Source organism: Hyphomonas jannaschiana VP2 (assembly GCF_000685215.1).
Classification (GTDB): domain Bacteria; phylum Pseudomonadota; class Alphaproteobacteria; order Caulobacterales; family Hyphomonadaceae; genus Hyphomonas; species Hyphomonas jannaschiana.
The window spans coordinates 55,268-65,965 of sequence record NZ_ARYJ01000015.1 but is presented as its reverse complement, the minus strand read 5'-3'; the positions used below and the strand labels follow the sequence as shown (position 1 = coordinate 65,965).

10 protein-coding genes are annotated in these 10,698 nt (G+C 62.0%); 4 read left to right on the top strand and 6 right to left on the bottom strand.

Annotation, left to right across the window (positions count from 1 at the left end; translation table 11 throughout):
* Window positions 1–73 precede the first annotated feature (73 nt).
* From HJA_RS16285 to HJA_RS16270, 4 genes are all read right to left on the bottom strand, one after another.
* A complete protein-coding gene (locus HJA_RS16285) occupies window positions 74–1,267 on the bottom strand; it encodes an acetate/propionate family kinase (protein ID WP_035584266.1) in 1,194 nt (397 codons plus the stop codon).
* Between the two features lies 1 nt (window position 1,268).
* Window positions 1,269–2,669: a bifunctional enoyl-CoA hydratase/phosphate acetyltransferase gene (locus HJA_RS16280; RefSeq protein WP_035584263.1), complete on the bottom strand. Its 1,401-nt coding sequence runs from the start codon at window positions 2,667–2,669 to the stop codon at window positions 1,269–1,271.
* Window positions 2,670–2,681: 12 nt separating this feature from the next.
* Window positions 2,682–4,481 (bottom strand): PHA/PHB synthase family protein, encoded by a 1,800-nt coding sequence (locus HJA_RS16275; RefSeq protein WP_051597804.1) that lies wholly within the window; start codon window positions 4,479–4,481, stop codon window positions 2,682–2,684.
* A 135-nt stretch (window positions 4,482–4,616) separates the two neighbouring features.
* Complete coding sequence (locus HJA_RS16270; RefSeq protein WP_035584260.1) at window positions 4,617–4,823, bottom strand: DUF2842 domain-containing protein; 207 nt, start codon at window positions 4,821–4,823, stop codon at window positions 4,617–4,619.
* A 72-nt stretch (window positions 4,824–4,895) separates the two neighbouring features.
* Between HJA_RS16270 and HJA_RS16265 the strand changes: the two genes are divergently transcribed.
* Entirely contained in the window at window positions 4,896–5,933 is a 1,038-nt protein-coding gene (locus HJA_RS16265) for a COX15/CtaA family protein (RefSeq protein WP_035584257.1), read from the top strand.
* Here HJA_RS16265 and HJA_RS16260 read toward each other — a convergent pair.
* Window positions 5,930–6,913, bottom strand: a complete 984-nt coding sequence (locus HJA_RS16260; RefSeq protein WP_035584254.1) for a hypothetical protein — start codon at window positions 6,911–6,913, stop codon at window positions 5,930–5,932. The two genes, HJA_RS16265 and HJA_RS16260, sit on opposite strands and share 4 nt — an antisense overlap.
* 38 nt (window positions 6,914–6,951) lie before the next feature.
* Here HJA_RS16260 and rplM point away from each other — a divergent pair, with 38 nt between their 5' ends.
* The 3 genes from rplM to argC all read left to right on the top strand — a co-directional run bounded on the left by rplM (window position 6,952) and on the right by argC (window position 8,938).
* Window positions 6,952–7,416 (top strand): 50S ribosomal protein L13, encoded by a 465-nt coding sequence (rplM, locus tag HJA_RS16255; protein ID WP_035584251.1) that lies wholly within the window; start codon window positions 6,952–6,954, stop codon window positions 7,414–7,416.
* Between the two features lie 5 nt (window positions 7,417–7,421).
* A complete protein-coding gene (gene rpsI / locus HJA_RS16250; protein WP_035584248.1) occupies window positions 7,422–7,910 on the top strand; it encodes a 30S ribosomal protein S9 in 489 nt (162 codons plus the stop codon).
* Between the two features lie 92 nt (window positions 7,911–8,002).
* Complete coding sequence (gene argC / locus HJA_RS16245; protein ID WP_035584245.1) at window positions 8,003–8,938, top strand: N-acetyl-gamma-glutamyl-phosphate reductase; 936 nt, start codon at window positions 8,003–8,005, stop codon at window positions 8,936–8,938.
* On the opposite strand, the gene HJA_RS16240 is transcribed toward argC, so the two are convergent.
* Window positions 8,935–10,674 (bottom strand): PHA/PHB synthase family protein, encoded by a 1,740-nt coding sequence (locus tag HJA_RS16240; RefSeq protein ID WP_241764391.1) that lies wholly within the window; start codon window positions 10,672–10,674, stop codon window positions 8,935–8,937. The genes argC and HJA_RS16240 overlap by 4 nt on opposite strands.
* Window positions 10,675–10,698 lie beyond the last annotated feature (24 nt).

Genomic DNA, 10,698 nt, shown 5'->3' with positions numbered 1-10,698 from the left:
ACGAGCTGAACCTCGCCAAAATCAGGAACCTTGCCGGAGCGCTGTGAGCGTTTCCGGCCGCTGGTGCTGGGCGCTATGCCCCGCTCTTGCCGTTTGAGACAGCGAAGGCCTCATCAGCGATCACGCGTTCCTCATTGGTCGGAATAACGAAAGCTTTCACCCGGCTCTCAGGCGTGGAAATGCAGGGCGCATTCTTCTGGTTCGCGTCTTCCGACAGAGTAAGCCCCATCCAGCCGAGATGACCGGCAACCGCAGTCCTGATCGCGGCATCATTCTCCCCGATGCCCGCTGTGAAAACGAGTGCGTCCAGCCCGCCAATGCTCATGGAGAGGCGGCCGATCTCCCCGGCAATGCGCAAGGTGAACAGGTCCAGCGCTTCTTTCGCATGCGGATCGTCGCTCGCCTGGAGTTCGCGGCAGTCGGCGCTGATGCCGCCGGAGACGCCTTTCAGGCCGGACTGGTGGTAAAGCATGTCTTCCACCTCTTCGACGGGGCGGTGCTCCTGCTGCAGAAGGTGAAGAATCACGCCGGCGTCAAGCGCGCCGCAGCGGGTCGCCATCGGCACACCGTCGAGCGTGGAAAAGCCCATGCTCGTGTCCTGGCTCTTGCCATCCAGCATGGCGCAGAGGCTGGCGCCGCTGCCAAGATGCGCCGCAACAACACGCCCGGACGCAATTTCCGGAAACCGGCGGCGCAATTCCGCGGCGATGAATTTGTAGGAGAGGCCATGGAAGCCATAGCGCTTGATCCCCCGGTCATGCAGCGCGCGGGGCAGGGCGAAGCGCCGGATCAGGTCCGGATTGGTGCGGTGGAAGACCGTGTCGAAGGACGCGACCTGAGTAAGCTCCGGCCGGACCTGCCGCATCGCGCGGATCAGGCGAAGCGCCTGCGGCTGGTGAAGCGGGGCCAGGATGGAAAGCGCTTCGATGTGGGTGAGGGAGGTGTCGTCGATCAGGACCGGGCCATCGAATTCGTCCCCGCCATGCACGACGCGGTGACCAACACAGGTCAGTTCACTGAGGTCGTAATGTTCGGAGATCCAGTCCAGCGTTTCCGCCATCACATCCGTGAGGTGGTCGGCATGGTCTGCTTTCAGTTCGACATCGAAGACCGTCTTGCCTTCGACCAGGTGGAAGGTGAGCGGGCTGTGCCGGAAGTCGATCAGTGCGTGAGCGATCCGCTTCAGTGTCTCGCCCACAATGCTGAACAGGCCGATCTTCACGGAGGAAGACCCGGCATTGAAGGTCATCAGCAACGGGCCGGACATGTCAGCTGCCCGATTTGGTGTAAGTCATGCCGACACTCAGCCGGGCCAGCGCCGCAGACGCCATGCGGGCGGTCAGCGGATCGGCCCGGCTGGTCAGGACGATCGGCACCCGCGCGCCGAGGATCAGACCGGCGGCGATGGCGTCGGCGAAATAGATCAGCTGCTTGGCCAGCATGTTCCCGGCTTCGAGGTCCGGCACCAGCAGGATGTCGGCCTGGCCCGCGACCGGTGAAACGATGCCCTTGGTCCTGGCCGCGGCCATGCTGATCGCATTGTCGAATGCGAGCGGCCCATCGACGCGAGCCCCGGAAATCTGTCCCCGCGCGGCCATCACGGTGAGGGCCGCTGCATCCAGCGTGGCGGGCATGCTGTCATTGACGGTTTCGACCGCGGCGAGGACGGCGACCAGCGGCGCCTCCACGCCGAGCTGGTGCATCAGGTCAACCGCGTTCTGGCAGATGTCGCGCTTCTGATCGAGGGAGGGCAGGATGTTCACGGCTGCGTCGGTCACGATCAGTGGCTTGTCATAGGCCGGGATGTCCATGGCATAGACATGGCTGATCCGGCGCTCCGTACGAAGGCCGGAGTCACGGGCAACGACGGCGCCCAGAAGCTCGTCCGTGTGGAGACTGCCCTTCACGAGGACAGAAACCTCGCCGCTGACGGCCATTTCAACGGCCTTGTCAGCTGCGGCGTGGCTGTGCTCGGTCTCGATGATCTCGAAGCCTTCGAGCGAAACGCCGGCTTCGGTAGCCGCCGCTTCGATCTTGGCTCGCGGGCCGATCAGGACCGGATCAAGCAGGTCTTCGTCCCGCACTTCGACGGCACCCTGAATGGCAACGGCGGAGCAGGGATGAACGATCGCGGCCCGGACCGTCGGCGAGGCCTTGGCGCGCTCGATGAAAGCGTCATAGCGGTCATGCCGGCGCAGGCGGATGCCCGGCATGTGCTTGCGTTTGACGCGGACGCTGTCTTTCGGGGCGATGACGGTGGCTTCGCCCTTCAGGACGGTGTCGCCATCCTGATTGGTGCAGACGGTTTCCAGCCGGACAAGGCGTTTCTTGTCCTGTTTTTCCAGCACGGTCACGGTCGCAGTGACGGTGTCGCCCGGAAAGACGGGTTTGGTGAAGGCGATGGTCTGGCCGAGATAGATACAGCCGGGGCCGGGCAGGGTGGTGCCCAGCACGGCGGAGACAAGCGAGGCCGTCCACATGCCATGGGCGACCGGCTTGCCGAAGATGTCCTTCGCCGCGAACTCGGCATCGAGATGGGCCGGGTTCACATCGCCGGAGACGAGCGCGAAGAGTTCGATGTCATTCTCGGTGACACGCCGTTCCAGCGAGGCGGTCTCGCCGACGCTGATCTGCTCAAAGGTGCGGTTTTCGAGAAAGGCTTCGATCATGGTCTGGGGCTCCTATCTCTGGAATACATAGGTTCCGGGGGCGTCTTCAAGCACGGGATACCCCTTACGTGCTGCGCCTGTCCGGGGCGGACGGACGAGTTCGGCCGAAGACTGCTTTGCCAGCCAGTCTGTCCAGCCTTCCCACCAGGAGCCGGATTGTTCCTTTGCCGCTTCCAGCCACTGATCCGGGCTGAGGATCGGGTCGCGGTGCCGGTGATGAGCGATCCGGTAGTGGCGGCCATTATGCCCCGGCTCGCTGACGATCCCGGCATTGTGTCCGCCATTCGCGAGCGCGAAGGTCAGGTCGGTGTCGAGGAGGTGGTGGATCTTGAAGACCGAGCGCCACGGCGCGACGTGATCGCGTTCGGTGCCCACGGCAAAGACCGGCACCCGCAAGCCCTGAAGATTGACCGGCCGTCCGTCGACCATGAAACGACCATTGGACAGATCATTGTTGATGTAGAGCTTCTTCAAATACTCCGCATGCATCCGGTAAGGCATGCGCGTCGTGTCGGCATTCCAGGCCATGATGTCGAACATCGGGGCGCGCTCGCCCATCATGTATTCATGGACGAGGCGCGACCAGAGCAGGTCGTTCGAGCGCAGGAGCTGGAAGGCCCCGGCCATTTCGTCGGCAGAGAGGAAGCCCCGGTTCCACATCACGCTTTCCAGGAAGTGCATCTGGCTGTGGTCGATGAAGAGGGCAAGTTCGCCAGGTTCGCTGAAATCGGTCTGCGCTGCCAACAGAGAGAGCGAGGCCAGACGGTTATCATTGTCCCGCGCCATGGTGGACGCGGCGATGGAAAGGAGCGTGCCGCCCAGGCAATAGCCTGCGGCGTGAACCTTCCGGTCCGGACAGATGGCGCTTATGGCATCGAGCGCATCCATCACGCCCATCCGGCGGTAATCGTTGAGGGAAAGCTCGTGATCGTCGGCGCCCGGGTTGCGCCACGAAATGATGAAGACCGTGAAGCCCTGCTCGGTGAGATATTTCACCATCGAATTCGTCGGAGAGAGATCAAGAATATAGTACTTCATGATCCAGGCCGGGACGATCAGGATCGGTTCGGCGTGAACCTCTTTCGTAACCGGGGTGTACTGGATCAGTTCGATCAGGTGGTCGCGGAACACAACCTTGCCGGGCGTGACGGCGACTTGTTCACCCGGGATGAAGTCTTCCGCGCCGACCGGCGGCTTGCCCTGGATCTGGCGGCGCATGTCTTCGCGCCAGTTGTTGAAGCCATTGATGAAGTTCTGTCCGCCGGTTTCGCGGGTGCGCTCCAGCACTTCCGGATTGGTGAAAGGATTGTTCGAAGGTGAGTAAATGTCGAGCAGCTGGCGTGCGACAAAGGAGACGACTTCCTCATGGTGCGGACTGACGCCCGGCACATCATGAGTCAGATTGTGCCACCATTGCTGGGTGAGCAGAAAGGATTGGGACCAGATGCCGAAGGGCTGTTTGCGCCAGGCGGGATCGCGGAACCGGTTGTCGCCCGGCAGGGCCTCGATACAGCAATCGGCCTCTTCCTGTCCGGCCGCAGACAGCATGTAGGCCGACAGGCGGCTCGCCTTGCGATAGGTTTTCTGGGCCATTTCCAGCTGTTTGCCGGGGGCTGCCTGCAAGTGCAGCAGCCAGTCCATATAGGCGAGCGCCAGAGAGGCGGGGGAAAGGCCGCTGGTGAACCGGCTGACCATCACGTCCCGCATCCGGTCCATCGCCTCGAAGGCGCCCTGACGAGCGGCGTCCGGATCTGCTGCCGGTGTGTCCTGCCTGGAACCGGGATGGGGTTTGCCTGAAACGTCTTTGGGCATGGTCAGCTTTCTGCTGCGAACGGAAATCCTGCATTCTTACCGGGGCCAGTATGACAGACAGTCGTACCGGTTTGCTTAAATCATTCAGCGGAAATCCACACGCTGCGCATATGGCTGTTTTTGCGGGCAACCGGCCTATTCGTCTTCCGGCGGCGGCGTGCCGCGGTTCATCCATGCGAATAGCGGCTTCAGCGGGAAAATCCATGCAATTCCGGCCACGACATAGAATACCAGCTCGGCCCAGCGCGGCCAGCTTGAGGTCATTCCGCCAATGGTGGCGGCCAGCACAATATATAGAAAGAGGTAGACCAGCAGGATCAGAGCGGTGAGCGGCTTGCGCATGAATGCAGTCCTTTGTGCAGATGCGACCCCGCAGACCCTTGCCGAGCGGCAACCTCACGTCAATTAAAGCGCATGAGCGAAACCACAATCCCCCCCGCTGCAGCCCCCTGGATCCGCCGCTGGCTGATTCTGGTCGGCCTCATGGTCTATGCGATGATCCTGATCGGCGGTGCCACGCGCCTCACCGATTCCGGCCTGTCGATTACGGAATGGGACCCGATCAAGGGCGCCCTCCCGCCGTTGTCGGCAGAAGCCTGGAATGAGGCGTTTGCGAAGTACCGGGAGACGGCGGAATACCGGTACATCAATCACGGCATGTCGATGTCCGAGTTCCAGCATATTTACTGGTGGGAATGGGGCCATCGTTTCTTCGGCCGGATGATCGGCCTGGTGGCTGTGCTGGGCATTGCCGTGTTCGCCATCCGGAAATGGCTGACGCGGCCGCTGCTGTGGAAACTGCTGGGGCTTGTTGCGCTGGGCGGGCTGCAGGGGGCCATCGGCTGGTGGATGGTGTCGAGCGGCATTGGCGAGACGACCCGGGTGGATGTCGCGCCTTACCGTCTGATGACGCATTTCATCCTCGCGCTGCTGATCCTCGCCCTGGTGGCCTGGTTGTGGCTTGACCTCGGCCAGCGCGCGCGAAGCCCGGCCCCGCGTGCAATCCGCGTGACGGCCAAGTTGTTTCTGGTCGCGATCTTCGTGCAGATGGCGGCGGGGGCGCTGGTCGCGGGCCTCGATGCCGGGCGCAGCTATAATGACTGGCCACTAATGGCCGGCGAACTGGTGCCGTCACATTATATAGAGGGCGATCTGGGCATCCGCAGCCTGTTCGAAGGGCGGGCCGCGACCCAGTTCAATCACCGCATCTTCGCCTATGTGATCTGGGCGGCGAGCCTTCTTGCAGCGTGGGCATACCGGAAAAGCCTCCATGGCCGCAGCTTCATGGTCTTTGCCGGTCTGGTCAGTCTTCAGGCTGTCTGGGGGATTTTCACCCTGTTGCACGCCGCGCCGATGAACCTCGCGCTTCTGCACCAGGCGATTGGCGTTGTGGTGACGCTGGCGGCCGTCCGCCTGGTCTGGCTGACGGCACGCCCGGATGCGTCCGCTTAGTTCACGCCCGTCTGGCTTTCAGGAAGGGTGATCGGGCTCGGGTCGACGAAGACGACCTGACTTTTGCCCGGCTCCACTTCGCCTGCCAACGCGATCACGCCGCCCGGATAACCGCCCGACATCATCGTGCCCATGGCCGCCATGGCGACCGGTTTCTCAGGGGCGAACACGCTGAGGCCGTCGCGGATATTCACGTCCGTTGTGGTCATGCCGAGGTCGGTGGACAGTTTCAGGCCGGAATCGGGCTCCAGCGACAGAAGCGCGGAGATTTGACCGCGGATCAGCGGAGCAGCGGCGGTCGCACGCGGGGAGGCGACCAGCGTGTCGTCGGTGTAGGCGCAGGACTGGATCGGGAAGTCGGTAAATGTGGATTCGCCACGCTCCCAGCTCAGTTCCCCGTCGGTTTCCTTGACGATTCCCGCCTGCAGGACGCGGTCATTGCCCAGCGTCCAGAAGGCCAGCCGCATGATGCCTTCCGTGCCGGCCGGGCCGGAGCAGAGGCCTTCAATGAAGGTTTCGCCGTCAACCGCGAGGTCGACCTGTGCCGGGGCGATCAGGCCATCGCCGAAAACATAAGCTTTTACAGTGCCTTCACGATCAACACCCGGGAAGACTGTCAGCGTGCTGCCGCCGATATTGGTGGACTGGCCGCCGGCCAGGGCTTTGACACGGAAATTGGTCGGCTCGCCGATCCGCTCAGCCTCCATATCGAAAAACTGGAGGCCGCCCGGCTCATAGGCCACGGCCAGAATACCCCGCGAACCGCCTGAAAGAGCGATTGCAGAGACGGGGGATTCCAGTGTACGGGTCGACCACACCGCCGGAAGCTCCACATCTGTAGTGATTGCAGAGCTTTCCGGGGGGGATTCCGGCGCTTGTTCCGGCTTGCTGCAGGCCGCCGTGGTAAAAAGCAGGGCAAGTCCAAGCCCTGCGTTGACAACGGTGGATGTGGCGCTTAAACGCCAGCGCTTGAATTCCATTCCATGAACTCCGAAAGCGAGAGGCTCTGAGTAGAGCGATGAAAACCTATAACGCACCCGTGGACGTCGAGAATAAGTGGGTCGTGATCGACGCGACTGATGTCGTTGTCGGACGTCTTGCTTCTTACGTCGCCAAGCGCCTGCGCGGCAAGCACCGCCCTGACTTTACTCCGCACATCGATACCGGTGACCATGTCATCGTGATCAATGCGGAAAAAGCAAAGTTCACCGGCAACAAGCTGACCGACAAAGTCTACTACCGCCACACCGGCCACCCGGGCGGCATCAAGTCGACCACGGCCGGCAAAATCCTTTCCGGCCGCTTCCCGGAACGCGCCATCGAGATGGCCGTGAAGCGCATGCTGCCGAAAGAAAGCCCGCTGGCTCGCAAGCAGTTCTCGAAACTGCGCGTCTATGCCGGTGCTGAGCACCCGCACACGGCCCAGAGCCCCGAAAGCGTCGACTTCGCGTCGATGAACCGCAAAAACGTCAAAACGGCCTGATCATTATGACCGACACTGCAAACTCCCTCCAGGACCTCGGCACCATGACTGGTGACGAAACCGTCACCGCCGCTCCGGAGACCCTCGCTGAACCGAAAATCGACGCTCAGGGCCGTGCTTACGGCACCGGCCGCCGCAAGGAAGCCGTCGCCCGCGTCTGGATCAAGCCGGGCTCCGGCAAGATCACGATCAATGGCCGTGACCAGGAACAATACTTTGCGCGCCCGGTGCTGCGCATGGTGATTGCCCAGCCGCTGATCGAAGCCGGCCGCGAGACCGAGTTTGACGTGATCGCCACCGTGAAAGGCTCCGGCCTCATGGGTCAGGCCGGCGCTGTGCGCCACGGCATTTCGCGCGCCCTCGTCGCTTACGAGCCGGGCCTGCGCAGAGTGCTCAAGCCGTTCGGCTTCATGACCCGCGACCCGCGTGTTGTCGAGCGTAAGAAGTACGGCAAGGCGAAAGCCCGCCGCAGCTTCCAGTTCTCGAAGCGCTAAGCCGCATCCGGTTTATTCTTTTCGGGCGGGCGCTTCGGTGACGGAGCGCCCGCTTTGCTTTTGTCTTGCGTTTGCAAAGGGACGGGAACGCAATGCTCCCCAAAGTTTTCATTGATGGCGAAGCCGGTACGACCGGACTTCAGATTGCCGACCGACTGCGAGACCGGACGGACCTTGAGTTGATCTCGATCGATCCGGACAAGCGCAAGGACAATGACGAGCGCGCACGCCTGATGAACATGGCAGACGCCGTGATCATGTGCCTGCCGGACGAGGCCGCGCGTCTCGGTGTGTCGCTTGTCACCAGCCAGAACACTGTCATCATCGATGCGTCTTCGGCCCACCGGACGGCGTCCGGGTGGACCTATGGCTTTCCGGAAATGGACAAGGCACAGCGGTCTTGCCTGCGGGCATCCCGGCGGATCGCCAATCCCGGATGCTACCCGACAGGTATGATTGCGCTGATGCGCCCGCTCACCGGTACAGGTCTCGTGCCGGCGACCCTGCCGGTGACGGTCAGTGCCGTGTCCGGCTATTCCGGTGGCGGCAAGGCCATGATTGCAGAGTTCGAGGAAGGCGGCACATCGGACAATCATCGCATCTACGCGCTGACTCAGAAGCATAAGCATCTGCCGGAAATGAAGCGTTTCGCCCGGCTGGACCATGCGCCGATGTTCCTGCCGTCGGTTGGCCGGTTCGCGCAGGGCATGCTGACGCAGATCGCTTTGCCGCTCTGGGCTCTTCCGGGCCAGCCGAAACGTGCGGACCTGCATGCTGCGCTGACGAAAGCCTATGAAGGCGAAACCTTCGTGAAGGTGCCGTCGCTGGCGGAATGCGATGCGCTGACAGGGCTGGAGCCGGAAGCCTGCAACAACACCAACCGGCTGGAACTGTTCGTGTTCGGCTCGGACGAGGAAGCCCGTCTTGTCGCCCGGCTCGACAATCTCGGCAAGGGCGCCTCAGGCGCAGCCGTGCAGAACCTCAATATTGCGCTGGGTCTGGACGAAACGGCCGGGCTCGACGCCTAGAGCGGCAGCTTGATGTCGGCCAGGCGCACTTTGGCATAATTGCCTGGGGCAGCGCCAAGGCCCATGTCCTTCGGCTGCTTTGCATCAACTTTTCGCCCCGATTTCGGGCGCAGCCAGTCCCACCAGGTCGGCCACCAGGAGCCGGGGACTTCTTCGGCATTTTCAAGCCACTCGCCGCCGGTTTCGGTCAGGTCCGGGTTCAGCCAGTGCTGGTATTTGTTGGCGTCGGGATGGTTTACCACTCCGGCAATATGTCCGGACCCGGATAGAACGAATTTCGTGTCGCCGCCAAACACGAGCGCCGTGCGGTAAACGCTTTCGAACGGACAGATGTGATCGTCCTTGCTGGCCTGCACCATGATCGGGATCTTCACGTCTTTCAGGTTCACCGTTTCGCCCAGCACTTCGAAGCTGCCGGTCGACAGGCGGTTCTCGTCGTAGCAGTCTTTCAAGTAGCGCTGATGCACCTTGCCCGGAATATTCGTCTGGTCGGCGTTCCAGTAGAGCAGGTCAAACGGGCGGGGTGATTTGCCCAGCATGTACTCGTCGATGACGTAGCGCCAGACGAGATCGATCGGGCGCAGCCAGTTGAACGTCTCGTACATCATCGAGCCCGGCATCACGCCGCCATTCTCTTCAATAATGCCGTTGATATAGCCGCGCCCCGGGCCGTCCGTGAAAACCTTCAGATCGCCGGCGAGTTCAAAGTCCGATTGCGAGGCGAAGAAGGTCGCGGATTTGATCTTGTCATAGCCCGTCTTGGCCATGTGCCCGAGGGCAGACGAGAGCATCGTGCCGCCGATACAATAGCCAACCGTGTTGACCCCCGTCGCGCCGGCCGCCTGCATTGTCGCCTCAACGGCCGCATAGGCGCCTTTCTGGACATAATCGTCCCAGGTGTAGTCCTGCGTGACTTCATCTGCCGAGCGCCAGGACACGACGAAAACCGGTACGCCCTTGTCGACCAGCCAGCGGATCATCGAGTTCTTTTCCTGAAGGTCCAGGATATAGAATTTGTTGATCCAGGGCGGGAAGATGAGAAGCGGGCGGGAATAGGTTTTTTCCTGAGTCGGCGCGTAGTGAATCAGTTCGATCAGGTCATTGCGGAAGACGACCTGGCCAGGCGCGGTCGCGATGTTCTCACCCAGTTTGAAAGGTGTCTCATCTGTCTGGCTGATATAGAGCTTGCCGCCGCCTTTCTTCACATCGGCCCGGGCGAGGCGCAGGCCGTCCAGCACACTTTGCCCCCCGGTTTCGAAGAAGGCGCGCAGCGCGGTCGGGTTGGAGCCGAGATAATTGGTCGGCGACAGTGTGTCGGTCAGGAGCTGGGTAAAGAATTTGGCGCGCAGCTGCAGGTTTTCCGGCAGGCCGGGTGCCTGGTCGGCCAGGCTGTTCATCCAGTTGGCGTTGACTTCATAGGCTTTCCGGATGAAGCGAAAGCCCGGATTGCTGGCCCATTCGGGATCGGAGAAGCGCTTGTCCTTCTCCTTTTCTGCCGGGCCTGAAACCGCCTCCATGGCCATTTCCTGCCACAGCTTCATCCAGCCGGTCATCAGTTCGAGATTGGCGTTGAACATGGCGGCGGGATTGGTGGCAAAACTCCAGCCGACAGCGCGGAAGGCTTCGCCGACCCGCATCGGGTCGCCCTGAGAGACCGTGCCCAGCGGGCCCGACCCCATCATCACATCTGCCAGCAGGCCCTGGGATTCGACGTTCGCCAACGAAAGTGTGGTCATCAGGACCTGCAAACGCGCCGGGTC

What these genes read in the sequence shown, in the direction of transcription:
- HJA_RS16285 (WP_035584266.1), bottom strand. Translation starts at nt 1,267, where the DNA reads ATGTCCGGCCCGTTGCTGATGACCTTCAATGCCGGGTCTTCCTCCGTG.
- HJA_RS16280 (WP_035584263.1), bottom strand. Translation starts at nt 2,669, where the DNA reads ATGATCGAAGCCTTTCTCGAAAACCGCACCTTTGAGCAGATCAGCGTC.
- HJA_RS16240 (WP_241764391.1), bottom strand. Translation starts at nt 10,674, where the DNA reads ATGACCACACTTTCGTTGGCGAACGTCGAATCCCAGGGCCTGCTGGCA.
- argC (WP_035584245.1), top strand. Translation starts at nt 8,003, where the DNA reads ATGCTCCCCAAAGTTTTCATTGATGGCGAAGCCGGTACGACCGGACTT.
- rpsI (WP_035584248.1), top strand. Translation starts at nt 7,422, where the DNA reads ATGACCGACACTGCAAACTCCCTCCAGGACCTCGGCACCATGACTGGT.
- HJA_RS16265 (WP_035584257.1), top strand. Translation starts at nt 4,896, where the DNA reads ATGAGCGAAACCACAATCCCCCCCGCTGCAGCCCCCTGGATCCGCCGC.
- rplM (WP_035584251.1), top strand. Translation starts at nt 6,952, where the DNA reads ATGAAAACCTATAACGCACCCGTGGACGTCGAGAATAAGTGGGTCGTG.
- HJA_RS16275 (WP_051597804.1), bottom strand. Translation starts at nt 4,481, where the DNA reads ATGCCCAAAGACGTTTCAGGCAAACCCCATCCCGGTTCCAGGCAGGAC.
- HJA_RS16260 (WP_035584254.1), bottom strand. Translation starts at nt 6,913, where the DNA reads ATGGAATTCAAGCGCTGGCGTTTAAGCGCCACATCCACCGTTGTCAAC.
- HJA_RS16270 (WP_035584260.1), bottom strand. Translation starts at nt 4,823, where the DNA reads ATGCGCAAGCCGCTCACCGCTCTGATCCTGCTGGTCTACCTCTTTCTA.